The following is a 19,200-nucleotide window of genomic DNA, read 5'->3' on the forward strand; positions in this document are numbered from 1 at the left end:
TATATTATAACAATTCAAAACCAAGCAAGCAATCGCAATGATTATTATGATTATTGCGATTTTGTTTTTTTTCAAATATTTTGGATAAACTAACTTCATATTCTAAATTATTAATTAGGTAAATATCAAGTGTTTTAGTTACTGTTTAAATACGTTTTTTGTCGTATTTTTAAAATTGAATGGTAGGGAGTTTTTCTTTAATCTTTATAATTTTAGTTTCTAATGATGACAAGAAATTTTGATGCCTTTCTGTATTTGGATTAAAGGGTCTATGTTTCAAAGCTCTTTGAATTTCACAAATAGCATTCATCAATCCGAATTCAGTTTCCTGAATATAATTTTCAAAGAATTTTATCCAAATATAATCAATTGCTATTTGATTTGGATGTAACATGTCTTCAGTATAAAAACGATAATCGCGCAATTCATCCATCATGATTTCATATGCCGGGAAATAGTTTGTATTTTGTGTTTTGGCGCCTATTTTTTGATGAATAGCAGCAATCAAATGAGCTTTGCTCAGCGTGTTTTCAACAAAACCATCTTTTATGTGACGAACAGGAGAAACGGTATAAATGAATTTACAATTTGGGTTTATTACAGAGATATTAAAAAAAATAGACTCTATGCTTTGCTGTATAATTTCTAATGATAATAATTCTTTTGTAAACTGCTTTTGCGACACCTTATGGCAATTAGCAACAATTTTATCAGTTTCAACATTTCGATACACCCACGATGTTCCTAATGTGGTAATAATATGTGTTGCATCTTTTAATTGTAGATGTGTTGCATCGATTAATTTGTTTAATGAAATCAGAAAGTTGTTTTTGTCTGGATTTGATAATTCAGAATGCACATCAAAGCAATGCCATAACTCGTTATGAAAAAAAATATCGTTTTCAGTGAAATAGTCTTTTTGAATACTTTTTTCTATAATTCTACTTAAAGAAACCGGGTTAAAAATGATGCCAAACGGATTTACAACTGTCTGAAATTTAAAATACTCAAATTTTTCACCCATATTTTCCGCAAAACAAGAACCTAATAAAACTATTTTAGAAGAATAGTCTATTGGGAAATTGCTTTTTTGAATTGGAATTTTTGTAGTGAAGTTCATTTTAATCTTCCATTGATATTCAAAGGTAGTAATAAAAAAGAAATCCCGATAAATTTTATGTTTATCGGGATTTGAATTTATTCTTTCTTTTCTTCTTCTTCTTTCTTCTTTTTTTCTTCGAGCTCTTTTTTAGAAGTTTCAATTCTTTTTTTGATGTTTTCTATCTTTTTTTTTGCAATCTCGATTTTTTTTGAATTTAAATTAATCTTAGATTGAGTTGTGCTGATTTCTTTTTTAATATTTGCTGACTTTTTTAATTTTTCCTCAGCAGAAAGATTTGAATCATTCTCGATATTGGTCAATTCTTCATTAAGTTGATTTAATTTTGAATTGAACTCTTCATTTATTTTTACGAGATCATCAGCTTTATTAGATTCAGTAACTAAGGTTTCTTCATCAGCTGCTAGTTTGTTTTGCAAAGTTTTCATCAAGTGTTGATGTTGCATCAATTGATTTCTTTGACTAAATAACTTATTGCTTACATTTACATTGTTTCGTGGTGGGGAAAACCCTTGAGAAAATCCTATAAACGGAATTGTAAAGATTAAGAAATATAATAGTTTCATGTTTTGAAGTTTAGTTGTTCTAAAAAGCTCTTGATAAATCAATATTTGCGGATATTACTGCACCAAAGAAATTACTTTTATTACCATTATTTAATTTAAAAAATGGTGTTAATTCATAATCTAATTTTGTTTCAATATCAACAAACTTTAATATTCGCCAACCAAATCCTAATTGAGTACCAAAATTTAAGGTTTCAAAACTATCTTTTACATCTTCTCCTTCTGATTTTGCATTTGTGATTAATGAAATTTTAGTGCCAATTAACATATAAAACCCATCTCTATATGTTTCACCAAAGTCATATTTAAAATTTGGCGCAATATCAACAAAATTCATAGTGAAAATTTGCTTGTTAGGAAAATAGATGAATTCTTTTTTAGAAAACAATACATCAACTTTTATCCCAATATTTTCAGTAAAATTATATTCACTATAACCACCTAAAGCAAAAGATGAAACTTTATCTTCAGTTTCAAAAGATGTAGTTCCATTATTATTTCCAATTGTGTAAAAACTATTACCTAACACAACACCATAAGAAAATTCTTGTTGTGCTGAAACAACACAAGTAAAAAGAATAGCAAATAGATAAAATAGTTTTTTCATAGGAGAACAATTAATTAAATTTATACAAATCAAAAAAAAAACGATTTCCCAAATTTTTTTATAAAAAATACCGACAAAATTTTGGCGGTATTTCTATTTTTTTTTAATCTTTTTGATTTTTTAGATTGATTATTTTACAAACTCAATAACTTTCTCCAACACTTCCTTAATTCCTTCAACATTTTTTCCTTTTCCAGAAGCAAAGAACGGTTGTCCGCCACCATTTCCGTCGATGAATTTTCCTAATTCTCTGATTACGTTTCCAGCGTTTAATCCTTTCTCAGCAACCAATTCTTTAGAAATGTAGCAATGAATATTTGGTGCATTATCTTCAATCGAAGCTAAGAATACAAACGCATTTGGTTTTGAAGTTCCAATAGCTTGTGCTAAATCTTTAGTCGAACTCATAGTTAAATCTACTTGTTTTGCTAAAAAGTTGATTCCATTTATTTCTTGAAAATCAGTAACTAACGTATTTTTTAATCCTTCAATTTTTTCTTTTACTAATTGCTCTAGTTGTTTTTTCAACTTTGCATTATCATCTTGTAACGAAGCCACAGATTTTAAAACATCTTGCGGGTTTTTCAATACTTCTTTGATTTCTGCCAATGTGTTTTCTTGCGAAGTGTAAAAATCTTTTACTGCATCGCCAGTAATAGCTTCTATACGACGAATTCCAGCAGCAACTGCTCCTTCAGAAATAATTTTGAAATGCCAAATTTCAGCCGTGTTTTTCACGTGAATTCCACCACATAATTCTTTACTATCGCCAAATTCAATCATACGAACATTATCGCCATATTTTTCACCAAACAAAGCCATTGCACCTTTATCTAATGCTTCTTTGATTGGAATATTTCTGTGTTCTACTAATTGTAATTGTGCTTCGATTTGTTGATTCACACTTGCTTCCACCTGACGTAATTCTTCATCCGAAACTTTACTGAAATGCGAAAAATCAAAACGCAAATAGTTTGGATTAACCAATGAACCTTTTTGCTCCACATGTGTTCCTAAAATATTTCTCAAAGCCAAATGCATCAAATGCGTCGCCGAGTGATTTTTAGAAGTCGAAGTTCTTAAATCGGTATTTACTTTTGCTACAAATCCAGTTTCTATATTTTCTGGAAGTTGTTTTGCGAAATGTAATATTAAATTATTTTCTTTTTTCGTGTCAATAATTTCAATGGTTTCATTTGCCGAAACTAATGTTCCTTTATCACCCACTTGTCCACCACCTTCTGGATAGAACGGGGTGTTGTCTAAAACAATTTGGTATAAAACACCATCTTTTTTAGAATCTACTTTACGAATACGAGTGATTTTTACTTCATTTTCCGTTTTATCATAACCCACGAATGTTTCTACATTTCCTGGAATTAAAACGTTCCAATCTTCAGTAGAAACTTCAGAAGCTGCACGCGAACGCGCTTTTTGTTCTTGCATCGCCACATTGAAACCTGCTTCGTCTAAATCGTATCCTTTTTCACGAAGAATTAAAGCCGTTAAGTCAATTGGGAAACCAAAAGTATCATACAATTCAAACGCTTTTGCACCAGAAACTTCTTTTCCAGTTGTTTCAGCCATTACGTTTTCTAATAATTGTAATCCTTGTTCCAAAGTTCTTAAGAAAGACGCTTCTTCTTCGCGAATTACATTCGTAACCAATTGTTGTTGCGATTTAATCTCAGGGAAAAATTCGCCCATTTGATTCGCTAACACTTCTACTAATTTATTAATGAAAGGTTCTTTTGTTCCTAAAAACGTAAATCCGTAACGAATTGCACGACGTAAAATTCTACGAATTACATAACCAGCACCTGTGTTTGATGGTAATTGTCCGTCAGCAATTGCAAAAGCCACAGCACGAACGTGGTCAACTATTACACGAATCGCAATGTTGGTTTTGTTTTGTTCTTCACTTATGTTTTTAACTTCGTTTGAAGTGTATTTTAAACCTGTAATTTGCTCTACTTTTTCAATAAGTGGTGTAAAAACATCGGTGTCATAGTTCGATGTTTTCCCTTGTAATGCCATACACAAACGCTCAAAACCCATTCCGGTATCTACGTGTTGTGCTGGTAATTTTTCTAACGAACCATCAGCTTTACGGTTGAATTCCATGAATACGTTGTTCCAAATTTCCACTACTTGTGGATGGTCGTTATTCACTAAACTTTTTCCAGAAACTAAGGCTTTTTCTGCTTCCGTACGTAAATCAACATGAATTTCAGAACAAGGTCCACATGGTCCTTGATCTCCCATTTCCCAGAAATTATCTTTTTTGTTTCCTAAAATAATGCGGTCTTCGCTAATTAATTCCTTCCAAATATCCCATGCTTCTTGATCAAACGGAACATTCTCATCTGGATTTCCTTCAAAAACAGAAACGTATAGATTTTCTTTCGGAATTTTATAAACTTCCGTTAATAATTGCCAAGCCCAATTAATTGCTTCTCTTTTGAAATAATCGCCAAAAGACCAATTACCTAACATTTCGAACATGGTGTGGTGATAAGTATCAAAACCTACATCTTCTAAATCATTATGTTTTCCTGAAACACGAAGACATTTTTGCGTATCGGCTATTCTTGGGCTTTTTGGAGTTCCATTGCCTAAGAAATATTCTTTGAATTGGGCCATTCCCGAGTTATTAAACATCAAAGTTGGGTCGTCTTTTAAAACGATTGGCGCAGAAGGAACAATTAAGTGTCCGTTAGATTCGAAGAATTGTAAAAACTGTTTACGAATGTCTTGTGATTTCATATATATAATATATTTTTTAGGTAATATATCAATCGCATTTTTAAGTTATGGTTGTTACACCGACTGTTTTATTTGCGATTTCATTGTTTTATTTGTTTTCTGATATTTTTTTTAATTCTTGTAATGCGAGCGGAAACTTTTCGTTCATATAATCGATGTACTCGGGAACGCAGTCAATTTCGGCTGTAATTGTTGTAAGACCATCAATTTCATTTAACTTATAAGTTTCAAAACTTCCTGTCCATTTTTCAGTCTCGGCATCAATTGGTAATTCCTTCGAATCTTTTAACAATCCAATATGTTTAAAAATAAGTAATTTATTAGGGATAAGATAAAAAACATCGCTATACATTCCTTCAAACGATGGTGCAATAAAATGAATTCTACTACCTAATACAATTTCGCCTGTAAAATATGTTCCAGCACAAAACGGAGTTGTCCATTCTGTATATGATTTTTTGTCCCACATTTTGTTCCAAATACTGTCAGCTGATGCTTCTATTTTTACCTCAAAAGTTAATTTTTTGATGTTATAGAGGTAGTTTCTCAAGCTTGTTTTAACCAACGCATTCCAACCCATTTCATAATTAGCTACTGCAAAATTAGGTCCAGCATCTGCAAAAGTTTCAATACCTTCGTGAGTCAAAATCACCTTTACTTTTTCTTCTAATTCTTCAATTTTCCATGTTAATACTGAGCTTCCTTTAGATTGTTCTGGATGTGTCCAAGTGTGCTGTAATAGTTTATTTTCTAAGAAATTTAAAATTTTGCATTGATGAAGATAAGTGGTTCCATCTGTTTCATAAAAAGAAAATTCATTGCCAATAGAAAGGTTAAAATTTGACATATTAAAATACCAAATTTTCATCACTTCAGGATTCGTTATAGCTTCCCATACTTTTTGTTTTTCAGTATCAAAAATAGCTTCTACAATAATTATAGCCATGGCATAATTGTTTGATTTTCTTTTTATTAAATATTCTAAAAAAATAAAATAGCTTTAGAATGAAACATTTCTTAAATTTGTTCGTATAACTTATGTCATACCAATAAATTTGGCACAAAAATAGTATATTTTCATTTATGTCGAAGGTAAAATATTATTACGATTCAGAAAATTTAGCTTACAAGCGAATTCAAACCCGAAAAAGAAAGAAATTTGCCTATGTGTTGCTGTTTTTGTTGTCTTCGGCATTGTTTGGATTTTTAATTTTTTTACTGTTGATTAATACCAGTTACTTTGAAACACCGAAAGATAAAATTCAAGCTAGAGAAATTGAAGCTCTAGCATTAAATTATAAAGTTTTGAATAAAAAACTAGATTTAATGAATGAAGTTTTAGAAGCAATTGAAAATAGAGATAATAACATTTATAGGATATATTTTAATACAACTCCAATTTCGGAAGAAGAGCGAAAAGCAGGTTTTGGAGGAGTAAATAGATACAAAGATTTGCAAGGATACAATAATTCTGAGCTAATGGAAAACACAACAAAACGTGTGGATATTTTAACGAAAGAATTGGTTATTCAATCTAAATCATTGGATGAAATTGTAGCTTTGGCCAAACAGAAAGAGAAGCTGTTAGCCGCAATTCCAGCAATTCAACCAGTTAAGAATGAAGATTTGAAGCATATGGCTTCTGGATATGGTTATAGAAGTGATCCGTTTACGAAAATTAGAAAGTTTCATTACGGAATGGATTTTACAGCTCGAACAGGAACACCAATTTATGCAACAGGCGATGGGGTTGTTTATAAAGCAGATGCTTCATTGTCGGGATATGGAAATCATATTGAAATCAATCACGGCTATGGTTATAAAACATTGTATGCCCATTTGAGTAAATACAAATGTCGACCAGGACAACGTGTAAAAAGAGGTGATATTATTGGTTATGTAGGGAGTACAGGAAGAAGTCAGGCACCCCATTTGCATTATGAAGTATTTAAAGGCAATGAACGTGTAAATCCGCTGAATTTCTATTATGGAAGTATTTCGGCAAAAGAATATATAGAGATTTCAAAATTAGCGAATCAAGAAAACCAATCATTAGACTAATGCATTTAGAATTAGCACCAAACAAAAGATATTACAGCATTGGCGAGATAGCCAAAGCATTTGATGTAAACGCATCCTTAATTCGTTTTTGGGATAAAGAATTTGATATTTTAAAACCCAAGAAAAACGCTAAAGGAAATCGTATGTTTACGCCTGAGGATGTTAAAAATTTGCAATTAATCTATCATTTGGTAAAAGAGCGCGGATTTACATTAGAAGGTGCCAAAACACATTTGAAAGAAGGTCAGAAAAAAACATTAGACAAGTTCGATATTATTAATAAACTTGAAACCATTAAAGCACAATTAACAACAATTAAAAATCAACTTTAAACAATTAAAACTAGAAATTATGAGAAAATTTTTGCCTTGGATAGTAGTAGGAGGTTTGCTTTTGATAGCAGCATTTTGGTATGTAAATATAAAAAATGGAGCCGTAAAAGTCAATCAGGAAGTTAGTAAAGAATGGGGGAACGTAGAGACTTCATACCAAAGACGTAATGATTTGATAGGTAATTTAGTTAAAACTGTAAAAGGGGCAGCTGATTTTGAAAAATCTACTTTAGAAGCAGTAACAAATGCTAGAGCTAGTGCAAGTCAAGTTAAGATTGATCCTTCAAATATGACATCTGAGCAATTAGCTCAATTTAACCAAGCACAAGGGAATTTGAATAGTTCTTTGTCTAGATTGTTACTTACAGTTGAAAATTATCCTGATTTAAAGGCAAATCAAAATTTTTTAAAATTACAAGATGAATTAGCTAGTACAGAGAATCAAATTTTAACAGCAAGAACACGTTTTAATGAATCTGTTCAAAAGTATAATAATTATATTTTGGTTTTTCCTAACTCGATGTTTTTAGGTAATTATAAAGAAAAACCATATTTTGATGCAGTAGCTGGGGCGGAAAAACCAGTAGATGTAGAGTTTGATTTTGGCAACGAAAAAGAAGCAAAATAATGTCTAAAACCGAAGATTTTTTATCAAAAGCAGAAGAGCAAGAAATTGTTCATGCCATTGTTGAAGCCGAAAAAAACACTTCGGGAGAAATTCGAGTACACATAGAAGAACATTCAGAAAAATCACCTCTTGACAGAGCTCAGGAGGTTTTTTTTGAATTGAAAATGGATGAAACGCAAGATCGAAATGGCGTTTTGTTTTATGTGTGCGTTTCGGATAAAAAGTTTGCTATAATTGGTGATAAAGGAATCAACGAAGCAGTAGAATCTGATTTTTGGGATTGTACAAAAGATACAGTAATTGCTAACTTTAAAGAAAGAAATTTCAAAAAAGGCTTGGTAGAAGGAATTTTAAGAGCTGGAGAACGATTGAAAAAGTATTTTCCTTATCAATCAGATGACATAAACGAATTGTCTAACGAAATCTCAAGAAGTTAATATGAAAAAGTTATTTTTATTTGTATTAGCTTTAAATGGAATAGTTGCTCAAGCACAGTTTACTATTCCAGACAAGCCTAGTTTTCAAACGAGTGTTTATGATTATGCAGGTGTTTTAAATTCAACAGAAGAGAAAGAGTTAGAAAATAAATTAATTCGCTATTCGGATTCTACTACAACGCAAATAGTTGTAATTACTGTTGAAGATATAAAAGGAGAAGATATTGGTATTTTGACTCCAAAATGGGCTCATGAATGGGGAATTGGTCAGGCAAAAGAAGATAATGGAATTTTAATTCTTTTAGCTAAAACGGAAAGAAAAATATGGATTGCACCAGGCTATGGTGTAGAAGATAGATTAACCGCCGGAATCAATGGAGAACTTATCAGAAACATCATTATTCCAGAATTCAAAGCGGGAAGTTATTACACTGGTTTAGACAAAGGGGCCGATGCTATTTTTGATGTTTTAAAGGGCAAGTACAAAGGGACTAGAAAAGAAAAAAGCAAGAGTTTTCCTATTTTGCCCATCATTTTTTTTATTTTCATTATAATACTAATTATTTCTAAATCAAAAGGAGGAGGAGGTCGTTCAGGTGGCTCAGGTGGAATTGATTTAGCGGATATTATTATTCTAAGTAGTTTAGGAAGGAGTAATGGTGGTGGAGGTTTTGGAGGCGGTTCATCTGGAGGCTTTGGCGGCGGCTTTGGCGGCGGCGGTTTCTCTGGTGGTGGTGCTGGCGGAAGTTGGTAATTAAAAATTAATACATAAAAAAGCCCGCAATCGCGGGCTTTTTTATGTATGTAATGAAATTATTGAATTTCATATGATTGATTAACATTTGGTCCAGCTTCTCTTGAATTTAGTGCTTTGTTTGACGAATCAATAACAAAAGCTACAAAACGAACATTGCTAGCATTTACATTACTTGGTATAGTATATGAAAATGTTTTAGAGAACTCATCATTAAAGTTTGTACTTCCAGTCACTACTTCACCCAAGATACTACTAGATAATACAGCTCTTAAGACATGATCATGCTCAAAGTTGTTGATTGTACTAGTTCCGCCATAGTATGTTGTATAGTTAGTTTGATTGTATATCAAATTATCTTCTAATGCATAAACAACTAATTTTAGATTAGTAAAATCTTTACCAAATTTAATTTTAACTTCAACATTAGAAGTATTGCCAGAAGTAGAAGTAACCATTGCTAATCCAATTTTAGGATTTGTTCCAGTAGTTAAATTTACAGCTTGAGATACATATGATGGTTCAGGGTAGCTCCATTCTGTTGTTCTGTTTAACATTGCAGTTGGATAGCCAGATAATCCAATTTGAGATTCTAAAGCTGATGCTCCAGAAAAATCATATGGATCATTTCCTCTGTGTATAGCGACTACTGTTGCATCAGTAGTTTGAGTGTTTACTTGTTCAATTGCATAAGCAACTCTAGGGCAATAACCACACCAAGTGCCAGTAAAATCTTCAATAAGTACTCTTTTGTTAAAGTTTATAGAGTTATTAACTGTAATTTGTATGGTTTGAGAAGTTAGTGTTGTTCCACCTTGAGTTGTATGAGTAGAATAAACACTAATCACACCACTTGCGGTTGGGACATAAGTATTTTGTGTTAATTGTGTACCATTTACAAAAAACAATGAATTGGCAGTTAAATTATATCCATTATTGCCAATCGTGTTGAAGTTGATTGTTTCACCTATATCTGCAGAAGTTTTATTAGAACTAATTGTTATTGAAGTTAGTGGTGCAGGAGATGCTGAAAATGACACATTTAAATTTTGACTTGTCGCACCATTAAATGTAGCTTTTACAGTAAATGAGCCAATAACAGAAGATGTGTAAGTATTACCTATAATTGCCGTGTTGTTTACATAAAATATAGCCTGACTAGTAACATTGTTTCCGTCTCCATCAGTGGCAGTGAATGTTATTAATTCATTTACATATCTAGAAGCATAATCAGAACTAATTGTTACTGTTGTTGAACTACCTCCATTCTCATCACTACTACATGATGAATAAATTAAAGTGCTTAAAAAAGCAATAACTAATAGGATTTTTTTCATAATAAATTGATTTGGTTTGTTGTAGTTAATAAAATTTAGTTTTGCAAATAAAACATTTTTTTTAATATAATGTTAAAAATTATATAATAAAAAGTTATTTTTTTTGTTGCGAATTATGACTTAAATCATTTTATTTGCTCAAATATTAAAACACAACAAATGAAAACATTAGCCCTTTTTTTACTATTTGTTGGGAATTTTATGTATTCTCAACAAGAATTTCCTGCTGTAAATGTTAAAAGTATTGATGGTGAAACTATTACTACTTCAAGTTTTAGCGAAAAAGATAAATTATACGTTTTTTCTTTTTGGGCAACTTGGTGTGCTCCATGTATTCAAGAGCTAGAAGCTATTAGCGAAGTATATGAAGATTGGAAGATACAATTGAATGTTGAAATAATTGCAGTTGCAACTGATGATTCTAGAACTCAAAAAAGAGTAAAACCTTTAGTTAATGGTAAAGGATGGAATTACACGATTCTTTTGGATTCTAATCAAGATTTAAAGAGAAAATTGTCAATTGCAAATATTCCTTATCTAGTTGTTGTTAAAAATAACCAAATTGTCTTCATTCAAAATGGTCATACACCTGGTGCAGAAGAAGAATTATTAGCCAAATTAAAAAGTTTATAAGCATGAAAAAAATTAGTCTATTAATAGCAATTGCATTTAGTGTAATTTCTTTTGGTCAAACACAAGAAGTTAAAGAAGAAAAAAAAGGAAACTTTTTTGGAGGTTTTGAATCAAATTCGCAATGGTATACAAATGATAAAAATAGAAAAATTGGTCATCCAGAAGATCCGTTTCGTTCAAATAATTATTTGAATTTGAATTATAGTTATGGAAGATGGACAGCAGGCATTCAAGGTGAATCTTATGCTCCAAATGCACTTCAAAATTATAATCCAAAATACGACGAAACCAATGTGGCAACCTATTATTTAAATTACAAATCAAATAAAATAGATGTTACTGCGGGTTATTTTTATGAGCAATTTGGAAGTGGGTTATTGTTAAGAAGTTGGGAGGATCGATCATTAGGTATTAATAATGCACTTCGTGGAGGGAAAATTACTTATACACCATCAGATAATTTTATGTTTACAGCACTTTATGGAAGACATAGGAGTGGTTTTGATGTTTCAGGGGGTGACGTATTTGGATTTAATTCAGATATTAATTTATTCAAGTTGTTAAAAATTGAAAATTCAGATTTAACTGTTGGCTTTTCTTATGTTGGAAGATACGAGGAAACAGATATGATTAATCCAGATTTTGATGAATTAACAAATGCTTATGCAGGTAGATTTAATTTTTCAAAAGGAAATTTTTATTGGTCAACAGAGTTTAACTATAAGTCAAAAGATGGAGTTTTGTATGACTCAAATATCGTAAATGATTATACTAAATCGGGTACTGCTTTATTAATGAATTTTGGATATTCAAAAAAAGGATTTGGGTTAGATGCAACTTTTAGAAGATTAGAAAATATTAGTTTTTATTCTGAAAGGGAACCAGAAGTTTTAGCGCCAGAAAAAACAAGTATATATTTCAATGATAAATTGATGAATTTTGTTCCTAGTTTGACTAAACAACATCATTTTAATTTGGCTAATATTTATGTGTATCAAGCGCAATCTTTGGTTTATTTAGATCCAAATAATGGTGTAGGGAAAGCGGGTGAAATAGGAGGTCAAATTGATTTTTATTATGATTTTGCAAAGACAACTGCATTAGGAGGAAAGTATGGGACTAAAATTGCAGTTAATTTTAGTAATTGGAATAATCTTAAAGGAGACTACTCTTTATTTCCACCTGATTATAAAACAGATTTTTTAGGCTTTGGAGAAAAATATTTTTCTGATTTCAATATAGAGGTTACTAAAAAATTAAGCCCAAAACTAACAAGTTCTTTTGCGTTTATTAATCAATATTATAACAATCAGTATATTACAGGAGCTTCAAAAGTTACTGTAAAAACTAATATTTTAGCTGCAGAATTTGACTATAAGTTTTCAAATGGAAAAGCTGCAAAAATAGCTGTTGAACATATGTGGGCCGATAATGATAGAAAAAATTGGGCAGCATTATTATTAGAATATAATTTTAATACTAAGTTTTCAATGTTTGTGTCTGATATGTACAATTATGGATATGATGCGGATGCAAATTTAATTGATCATGAAACAGATCCTTTTGATATTCATTTTTATAATATAGGAGGTGCTTATAAAAAAGGGAGTACCCGCTTTGCATTAAATTATGGCCGTCAAAGAGGTGGTTTAGTATGTGCAGGAGGTGTATGTAGATTTGTTCCGCCAAGCACAGGGCTTGGTTTTACGATTACGACTTCATTTAACTAGAAATAATTGATTAAAAAAATGCCCCAATTAAAGGGGCATTTTTTTAATCAATTATAATTATTCCACCATCGTTTTTTTTCTTACCTCCAAATTTTTCTAATTTATATGTTAAAGAAAACATAGCATATTGTTGTAAAACAGTGTTTTCCATATCTGTAATTGCTGTTGGGGTAATAGTTCTTGCTGTACTTATGTTTTGATTTAATACATCATATATTTTTACTTTTGCTAATAATTTGTCTTGAAAGAAATTATATCCTAAACTCAAATTCCATAGATAGAAGTCTTTCTTAAAGCCATCTGCGATATTAGAGTTGTAGTTATATCCAAAATCACTTCCCAAAACTACTTTTTTAGGCCAATAACTTGTGATTTCTAGCTTAGCACTATGCTTGAAATTTTTGGTATTATCAATAACATAATTTGAATAATCATTTGTAATGTAGGTGTATTTGTATGATGGACTAATTGTGATTAATTCATCAATTGACCAAGATATATTCGCTCTTGGATTTAAACTTAATCCTTTAGATTCGAATAATTCTGTATTTGTTAATCCTTGATTGTAATCGTAGCTTAATTGAATTCCAAAACCATACTTAAATGTTCTTTTTTCTTTTTTTAAAGATTTGTTTAAACTAAAACCTACATAAGTATTGTATGCTCTGTCTATATTTTGATAAGTAGTTGTTGCTTTGAAATCGGTATCATATGTTGTAGAAGCTACAATTTGATTTATATTATAATCTCCTCCAGCAAATGCGTAAAAACCACTTCGTGTAGCATAGTCATAGTTGTTAAAATTTGTGTATATTGAATAGTTTTCATTAGGTTTTAAATCAGCATTTCCTATGTAAGTGTTTAGTGGGTTTGCTAGGTTTTCAAAAGGTAAAATTTGATTTGCAGAAGGCAAGTTTACTTCATATGAATAATAACTATATATTGATTTTGATTTGCCTAAAGTTATACTAACATATCCATTCATTTTTGGATACATATAGTTTTTGTTTACCAAAGTTTTATTTGATAAATATGTAGATTGATTGTTGAAATTAATAATTTCTGTACCCATAGAAATACTTCCTCTAATTTTCTTTTTTCTAATACTAATTCCAACCATTGATGTAACTGATGAAGTACTAGAGATGATATCATTTGAAAGTAAATCATTAAAATTTGAATATGAATTTAATGCAGTGTCGAAATCATAGGTTTCTCTTAATTCATTTGATTTTTTGTAGCTATATCTTGCTTCAAAGTTGAAGATTAAAGAGTCTCTAAGTGGTTCTGAATAACCTATTTCTGCTTTAAAACTATCTTTTTTTGACTTATCAATTCTAAATTGGTTTCTATCGTCATTTGAACTCCCAGATTGAAAAAAGGTTGTTGTTGTTTTAGTAAATAAATCTGAGTCATATTCGTTATTTTCGTTATTTATTGAGGCACTAATTCCTCTGCCTTTTTTCTTTAATTCTTTGTAGAAATAAATGTTATTTTTGAATGTATTACTCACACTTGACCATTTATTGTCACTTGTGTTTTCGTTTAATGCAGCTCCAGTTTCATCAAATGTAGCATCAAAACCAGAATTATTGTTTTTTATTTCATTTTTGGAAAAACTTGGGCTTACATAAATGGTTGTAGTAGAGTCAAGTTTTATTTCAAAATCCATAGCAATGTTATGGCCATCGGATACAGATTTAGTTTTAGATTCTGCCAAAGTGTTTGTGTTTCCAGTAGGAAGTAGGTTGATTCTATTTGTTCGGTTACTGTTATTTGTTTCCGCATTAGAGTAATAATAACTCCCATTTGGATTTACCTTCTTTTTGACCCATTCGTCTGCAAAATTGATACCAATCATATTGGATTTTGTAATACCGTTGTTGCTACCGAATTGCATTCCGTTTATTCCAAAGCTACCATTATCATTTACCCAGATAGAGTTGTTTCTTCCACCTCCCATATTGTCAAATATTTCATCCATTGAAAACCCAATAGAATTAATATTGTTTGAAGAACCTAAAACACTAATTTTTTGTGTGTCTTTAAAATAGTTAAACAATAAACTCGATTCGTACCTATCATCAGTACCATAACCAATATTAGCTTTTCCAAAGACACCTTTGTTTTTATCTTCTTGAATGGTTAAATTGATTGTTTTTTCATCTGAAGTTGCATCTTGCCCCGAAAGTTCTTCTTCTTTTGTTTTAGTATCGGTAACTTGAACTTTATCAATGATATCAGCCGGAAGATTTTGAGTTGCAATTTTTCCGTCTTTACCAAAAAATGGTTTACCATTAACTAGAATGTTGTTTACTTCTTTACCATTTACAGTTATTTTACCTTCTTCATCAATTTCTACTCCAGGTAATTGTTTTAAAAGTGCTTCAACATTTGCATCTGGTCTTACTTTGAAAGAAGAAGCGTTAAATTCTAAGGTGTCATTTTTAATGGTAATTGGAGGCGCTTCTGCTTTTATTACCACTTCAGATAAGGTATTGATGTCTTCTTCTAATCTAATAATACCAAAATCTTTACTTTCATATAGATTGTCAAGTTTTTCTGAATACTCAGAATAGGATGTAAATGAAACTTTAAAGAAAACAGGTTTGTCGATTTTTTTTATCTCTATTGAAAAATTCCCGTTTTTATCTGTTATTGTATAGTCAACAACTGTTGAGTCTTTTACTGTTTTAAAGTAGATAGTAGCTGACTCTATAGGAATTAATGTTTTTTTGTCTAAAATTTTTCCTTTTATGGAAATTGTATTTTGTCCGAAAGAAATTGTTACAAACAAAAGTAGAATGTAAAAAAAGCATTGCTTCAACATAAAAAAGGTTAGTTAGTTAAGTATAATTAACAGCGAAATAAAATATTTATTGTGTAAATAAAAATTTTCTTACGAAAAGTTTAACAACCTTCATTAAAAAAACCGAAGCATTGACTTCGGTTTTTTTTATTTCTGTCTGAAATAAATATCTATGGGAACGCCGCTAAAATTGTATTGCTCTCTCAATTTATTTTCAATAAAACGTTTGTATGGGTCTTTTACATATTGCGGTAAGTTAGCAAAAAACACAAACTGAGGCGTTGGTGTAGGCAACTGCATACAATATTTTATTTTTACATATTTACCTTTTAAAGCAGGTGGCGGTGTCGCTTCAATAATTGGCAACATTAACTCGTTGAACTTTGAAGTCGAAATGCGTTGTTTTCTGTTTTCATATACTTCAACAGCCGTTTCTAGAGCTTTTAGTAATCGTTGTTTTGTTAAAGCAGATATAAAAAGAATTGGTACATCTGTAAAAGGTTGTAACTCTTCTCTAATTTTACGTTCATAATCACGAGCACTCATGGTGTCTTTTTCAACCAGGTCCCATTTATTGACTAAGATTACAATCCCTTTTCTGTTTTTTTCGGCCAACCAAAAAATACTTTGATCTTGTCCTTCAAATCCTCGAGTTGCATCAATAACTAATAAACAGACATCACTATGTTCAATTGCTCTTACCGAACGCATTACCGAATAAAATTCTAAATCTTCTTTTACTTTGGCTTTTCGACGAATTCCTGCTGTATCGACTAAGTTAAATTCAAATCCAAAACGGTTATATTTTGTATCAATTGCATCACGAGTGGTGCCTGCAATATCAGTTACTACAAATCTATCTTCACCAATTAGTGCATTGATAAATGATGATTTTCCAGCATTTGGTCTTCCTACTACACAAAAACGAGGTAATGGTTCTACTTCTTCAGTAACTTCAGGCATTTCTGGAAGTACTTCAACTAATTTGTCTAAAAGTTCTCCTGTTCCACTTCCACTCATTCCTGAAATGGTATAATAATCACCTAATCCTAAATTGTAAAATTCAAATGCGTCTTTTTCACGCATAGCATTATCTACTTTATTAACCACTAATAAGACAGGTTTGGTAACTTTTCTTAATAATTTAGCTACTTCGTCATCCATTGGAGTAATGCCTTCTTCCACATCTACTACAAAAATAATGGCATCTGCCTCATCAATTGCTAACTCTACTTGACGGCGGATTTCGGCTTCAAAAATATCATCAGAACCTTTAATATAACCACCTGTATCAATTACTGAAAATTCTTTTCCGTTCCATTCGCTTTTTCCGTAATTTCTATCACGCGTAACACCGCTTACCGAGTCAACAATAGCTTCTCTTCGCTGGATTAAACGATTAAAAAATGTGGATTTTCCAACATTTGGTCTTCCTACAATGGCAACAATATTATTCATAACTTTATTTTGAATTTGCAAAAGTACGATTTTTTTTGAAGCTTTCTTGAGCTAATGAATACATCTACAAAATTTTAGAATCATTTTATTACTTTTTTCTAGCATCTTTCTGTTTGGTTAATTGTGTTTTAATTAAAAAAAAGTAGATTAATTTTATGGCTTTCATAATTTTATTGATTAAAAATTATAAAATAAGTTTAACAATTGTTAAAAAAAATAATATATTAGCTCAAAATCCAAGAATATGGAACCAGAGAAAAGTATTGCATTAAGACCAAAGTTTGAAGTTGAATCAAAAAATAGTGTTGAGAAAATTTTAGAGAAAGCTTTGTTGTTAAAAAAAGAACTTATCGCTGATTATCAAATAAAGATAATTGACGAGCATATCTATTTTTATTTTAGTAAAACAAAGCGAAAACATTATTCACCATTTCTTCATATTGAGTTAGAGGCTAATGAAAATAAAACCTTAGTAAAAGGGTTGTTTGGGCCAGAACAATTGCTTTGGACACTTTTTATGTTTCTTCATTTTATCATTGCGGGATTATTTTTAGTCTTTGCTATGATGGCTTATACACATTGGTCGCTAGGTCAATCTTTGATTTTAGATTTTAGTATAATGGGAATTATGATTGTCTTTTGGTTTTCGTTGTATTTTTTAGCAAGATTGAATAGAGAAAGAGGCATTCCACAAATGCACGAATTAGAAGAATTAATGAACCGAGTATTAGAATAAAAAAACCTGATAAATATTTATCAGGTGTCTTTTTATTTTTCTTTTATTTTTGGTTATAACCAAAACGTTTTAATTGGTAAGTGCTGCTTCTCCAATCTTTGTTTACTTTAACGTAAGTGGCTAAATGAATTTGTTTTCCAAAGAATTTCTCTAAATCTTCACGTGCTTGAATTCCTACTTTTTTCAAAGCAGCGCCTTTGTGACCAATGATGATTCCTTTTTGAGTATCCCGCTCTACCATAATTACTGCACGAATTCTAATAATGTTATCGTCTTCAATAAATTCTTCCGTTTCAATTTCTACAGCATACGGAATTTCTTTATCGTAATTTAACAAGATTTTCTCACGAATGGTTTCGTTAACAAAGAAACGTTCGGGTTTATCGGTTAATGCATCTTTAGGGTAAAATGCTGGAGAAACCGGAAGTAATTCGATAATTCTATCAAAAACCGTTTGGACATTAAAATTTTCTAAAGCCGATATAGGAAATATTTCAGCATTTGGTACTTTTTCTTTCCATAATTGTACTTGCTCGTCTAATTGCTCTTGATTTGATTTGTCAATTTTATTTAATAGTAATAAAACTGGAATTTTAGAATGGATAATTTTATTAAAAAACGCTTCGTCTTTTAATTCTTTTTCTCCAATTTCCACCATATACACTAAAATGTCAGCATCTTCAAAAGCCGATTTTACAAAATCCATCATCGAATTTTGTAATTCATAAGCAGGTTTTATGATTCCTGGCGTATCTGAAAATAAAACTTGAAAATCATCTCCATTTACAATTCCTAAAATACGATGTCTTGTAGTTTGTGCTTTCGATGTAATAATAGAAAGACGTTCGCCTACAAACGCATTCATAAGAGTTGATTTCCCTACATTCGGATTTCCAATAATATTTACATAGCCTGCTCTGTGCTCCATTTTAATATATTTATGAGTACAAAGGTAGTGATAACACCTGAAATAGTAGAAAGAAAACATTATTTTTAAAAAAAGTCTTGTAATTTTAAATAAAGATTGTACCTTTGCACTCACAAATCGCGGGATAGAGCAGTAGGCAGCTCGTCGGGCTCATAACCCGAAGGTCACAGGTTCGAGTCCTGTTCCCGCTACTAAATTTATTGAATTACAACCGTACATCGCGGGATAGAGCAGTAGGCAGCTCGTCGGGCTCATAACCCGAAGGTCACAGGTTCGAGTCCTGTTCCCGCTACTAAGA

17 protein-coding genes and 2 tRNA genes are annotated in these 19,200 nt (G+C 30.9%); 10 read left to right on the forward strand and 9 right to left on the reverse strand.

Going from position 1 to position 19,200, the window contains the following annotated elements; all coding sequences use genetic code 11:
* Nucleotides 1-169 precede the first annotated feature (169 nt).
* From VK164_RS00865 to VK164_RS00885, 5 genes are all read right to left on the reverse strand, one after another.
* A complete protein-coding gene (locus tag VK164_RS00865; protein WP_324207552.1) occupies nucleotides 170-1,120 on the reverse strand; it encodes a GSCFA domain-containing protein in 951 nt (316 codons plus the stop codon).
* 77 nt (nucleotides 1,121-1,197) lie between these two features.
* Nucleotides 1,198-1,686 carry a hypothetical protein gene (locus tag VK164_RS00870; RefSeq protein ID WP_324207553.1) on the reverse strand — a complete coding sequence of 163 codons (489 nt, stop codon included), beginning with the start codon at nucleotides 1,684-1,686 and terminating at the stop codon, nucleotides 1,198-1,200.
* Between the two features lie 19 nt (nucleotides 1,687-1,705).
* Entirely contained in the window at nucleotides 1,706-2,293 is a 588-nt protein-coding gene (locus tag VK164_RS00875; protein WP_324207554.1) for an outer membrane beta-barrel protein, read from the reverse strand.
* A gap of 129 nt (nucleotides 2,294-2,422) precedes the next feature.
* Nucleotides 2,423-5,059 carry an alanine--tRNA ligase gene (gene alaS / locus VK164_RS00880; protein WP_324207555.1) on the reverse strand — a complete coding sequence of 879 codons (2,637 nt, stop codon included), beginning with the start codon at nucleotides 5,057-5,059 and terminating at the stop codon, nucleotides 2,423-2,425.
* A gap of 88 nt (nucleotides 5,060-5,147) precedes the next feature.
* Nucleotides 5,148-6,005 (reverse strand): SRPBCC domain-containing protein, encoded by an 858-nt coding sequence (locus VK164_RS00885; protein ID WP_324207556.1) that lies wholly within the window; start codon nucleotides 6,003-6,005, stop codon nucleotides 5,148-5,150.
* A 137-nt stretch (nucleotides 6,006-6,142) separates the two neighbouring features.
* Here VK164_RS00885 and VK164_RS00890 point away from each other — a divergent pair, with 137 nt between their 5' ends.
* From VK164_RS00890 to VK164_RS00910, 5 genes are read left to right on the forward strand one after another with little or no spacing between them, the layout of a single operon-like run.
* A complete protein-coding gene (locus VK164_RS00890) occupies nucleotides 6,143-7,120 on the forward strand; it encodes a M23 family metallopeptidase (RefSeq protein ID WP_324207557.1) in 978 nt (325 codons plus the stop codon).
* Nucleotides 7,120-7,452 carry a MerR family transcriptional regulator gene (locus VK164_RS00895; RefSeq protein WP_324207558.1) on the forward strand — a complete coding sequence of 111 codons (333 nt, stop codon included), beginning with the start codon at nucleotides 7,120-7,122 and terminating at the stop codon, nucleotides 7,450-7,452. Before VK164_RS00890 ends, VK164_RS00895 begins: the two co-directional genes overlap by 1 nt.
* A 19-nt stretch (nucleotides 7,453-7,471) precedes the next feature.
* Nucleotides 7,472-8,080, forward strand: a complete 609-nt coding sequence (locus VK164_RS00900; RefSeq protein WP_324207559.1) for a LemA family protein — start codon at nucleotides 7,472-7,474, stop codon at nucleotides 8,078-8,080.
* Nucleotides 8,080-8,517, forward strand: a complete 438-nt coding sequence (locus tag VK164_RS00905) for a TPM domain-containing protein (RefSeq protein ID WP_324207560.1) — start codon at nucleotides 8,080-8,082, stop codon at nucleotides 8,515-8,517. The genes VK164_RS00900 and VK164_RS00905 overlap by 1 nt, the downstream gene beginning before the upstream one ends.
* Before the next feature lies 1 nt (nucleotide 8,518).
* Complete coding sequence (locus VK164_RS00910; RefSeq protein ID WP_324207561.1) at nucleotides 8,519-9,271, forward strand: TPM domain-containing protein; 753 nt, start codon at nucleotides 8,519-8,521, stop codon at nucleotides 9,269-9,271.
* A 59-nt stretch (nucleotides 9,272-9,330) separates the two neighbouring features.
* On the opposite strand, the gene VK164_RS00915 is transcribed toward VK164_RS00910, so the two are convergent.
* Entirely contained in the window at nucleotides 9,331-10,608 is a 1,278-nt protein-coding gene (locus VK164_RS00915) for an Omp28-related outer membrane protein (RefSeq protein WP_324207562.1), read from the reverse strand.
* 159 nt (nucleotides 10,609-10,767) lie between these two features.
* Here VK164_RS00915 and VK164_RS00920 point away from each other — a divergent pair, with 159 nt between their 5' ends.
* Entirely contained in the window at nucleotides 10,768-11,241 is a 474-nt protein-coding gene (locus VK164_RS00920) for a TlpA disulfide reductase family protein (protein WP_324207563.1), read from the forward strand.
* Nucleotides 11,242-11,243: 2 nt separating this feature from the next.
* Nucleotides 11,244-12,971, forward strand: a complete 1,728-nt coding sequence (locus VK164_RS00925) for a DUF6029 family protein (protein WP_324207564.1) — start codon at nucleotides 11,244-11,246, stop codon at nucleotides 12,969-12,971.
* Nucleotides 12,972-13,014: 43 nt separating this feature from the next.
* Here VK164_RS00925 and VK164_RS00930 read toward each other — a convergent pair whose 3' ends face one another.
* Both VK164_RS00930 and der read right to left on the reverse strand, forming a co-directional pair.
* The gene (locus VK164_RS00930) at nucleotides 13,015-15,768 is read right to left on the reverse strand and encodes an outer membrane beta-barrel protein (RefSeq protein WP_324207565.1); all 2,754 of its coding nucleotides are present in this window, start codon (nucleotides 15,766-15,768) and stop codon (nucleotides 13,015-13,017) included.
* 159 nt (nucleotides 15,769-15,927) lie between these two features.
* Nucleotides 15,928-17,238 (reverse strand): ribosome biogenesis GTPase Der, encoded by a 1,311-nt coding sequence (gene der / locus VK164_RS00935; RefSeq protein WP_324207566.1) that lies wholly within the window; start codon nucleotides 17,236-17,238, stop codon nucleotides 15,928-15,930.
* A 244-nt stretch (nucleotides 17,239-17,482) separates the two neighbouring features.
* On the opposite strand from der, the gene VK164_RS00940 reads away from it, so the two are divergent.
* Complete coding sequence (locus VK164_RS00940; protein ID WP_324207567.1) at nucleotides 17,483-17,974, forward strand: hypothetical protein; 492 nt, start codon at nucleotides 17,483-17,485, stop codon at nucleotides 17,972-17,974.
* A gap of 43 nt (nucleotides 17,975-18,017) precedes the next feature.
* Here VK164_RS00940 and era read toward each other — a convergent pair whose 3' ends face one another.
* Entirely contained in the window at nucleotides 18,018-18,902 is an 885-nt protein-coding gene (gene era / locus VK164_RS00945; protein ID WP_324207568.1) for a GTPase Era, read from the reverse strand.
* 118 nt (nucleotides 18,903-19,020) lie between these two features.
* On the opposite strand from era, the gene VK164_RS00950 reads away from it, so the two are divergent.
* Together VK164_RS00950 and VK164_RS00955 are read left to right on the forward strand one after the other, a co-directional pair.
* Nucleotides 19,021-19,093: transfer RNA gene (locus tag VK164_RS00950), tRNA-Met, on the forward strand.
* Nucleotides 19,094-19,121: 28 nt separating this feature from the next.
* Nucleotides 19,122-19,194: transfer RNA gene (locus VK164_RS00955), tRNA-Met, on the forward strand.
* The last annotated feature ends 6 nt before the right edge of the window (nucleotides 19,195-19,200 follow it).

This window comes from Flavobacterium sp., assembly GCF_035299005.1.
In the GTDB taxonomy this organism is placed as follows: domain Bacteria; phylum Bacteroidota; class Bacteroidia; order Flavobacteriales; family Flavobacteriaceae; genus Flavobacterium.

What these genes read in the sequence shown, in the direction of transcription:
- VK164_RS00865 (WP_324207552.1), bottom strand. Translation starts at nt 1,120, where the DNA reads ATGAACTTCACTACAAAAATTCCAATTCAAAAAAGCAATTTCCCAATA.
- VK164_RS00870 (WP_324207553.1), bottom strand. Translation starts at nt 1,686, where the DNA reads ATGAAACTATTATATTTCTTAATCTTTACAATTCCGTTTATAGGATTT.
- VK164_RS00875 (WP_324207554.1), bottom strand. Translation starts at nt 2,293, where the DNA reads ATGAAAAAACTATTTTATCTATTTGCTATTCTTTTTACTTGTGTTGTT.
- alaS (WP_324207555.1), bottom strand. Translation starts at nt 5,059, where the DNA reads ATGAAATCACAAGACATTCGTAAACAGTTTTTACAATTCTTCGAATCT.
- VK164_RS00885 (WP_324207556.1), bottom strand. Translation starts at nt 6,005, where the DNA reads ATGGCTATAATTATTGTAGAAGCTATTTTTGATACTGAAAAACAAAAA.
- VK164_RS00890 (WP_324207557.1), top strand. Translation starts at nt 6,143, where the DNA reads ATGTCGAAGGTAAAATATTATTACGATTCAGAAAATTTAGCTTACAAG.
- VK164_RS00895 (WP_324207558.1), top strand. Translation starts at nt 7,120, where the DNA reads ATGCATTTAGAATTAGCACCAAACAAAAGATATTACAGCATTGGCGAG.
- VK164_RS00900 (WP_324207559.1), top strand. Translation starts at nt 7,472, where the DNA reads ATGAGAAAATTTTTGCCTTGGATAGTAGTAGGAGGTTTGCTTTTGATA.
- VK164_RS00905 (WP_324207560.1), top strand. Translation starts at nt 8,080, where the DNA reads ATGTCTAAAACCGAAGATTTTTTATCAAAAGCAGAAGAGCAAGAAATT.
- VK164_RS00910 (WP_324207561.1), top strand. Translation starts at nt 8,519, where the DNA reads ATGAAAAAGTTATTTTTATTTGTATTAGCTTTAAATGGAATAGTTGCT.
- VK164_RS00915 (WP_324207562.1), bottom strand. Translation starts at nt 10,608, where the DNA reads ATGAAAAAAATCCTATTAGTTATTGCTTTTTTAAGCACTTTAATTTAT.
- VK164_RS00920 (WP_324207563.1), top strand. Translation starts at nt 10,768, where the DNA reads ATGAAAACATTAGCCCTTTTTTTACTATTTGTTGGGAATTTTATGTAT.
- VK164_RS00925 (WP_324207564.1), top strand. Translation starts at nt 11,244, where the DNA reads ATGAAAAAAATTAGTCTATTAATAGCAATTGCATTTAGTGTAATTTCT.
- der (WP_324207566.1), bottom strand. Translation starts at nt 17,238, where the DNA reads ATGAATAATATTGTTGCCATTGTAGGAAGACCAAATGTTGGAAAATCC.
- VK164_RS00940 (WP_324207567.1), top strand. Translation starts at nt 17,483, where the DNA reads ATGGAACCAGAGAAAAGTATTGCATTAAGACCAAAGTTTGAAGTTGAA.
- era (WP_324207568.1), bottom strand. Translation starts at nt 18,902, where the DNA reads ATGGAGCACAGAGCAGGCTATGTAAATATTATTGGAAATCCGAATGTA.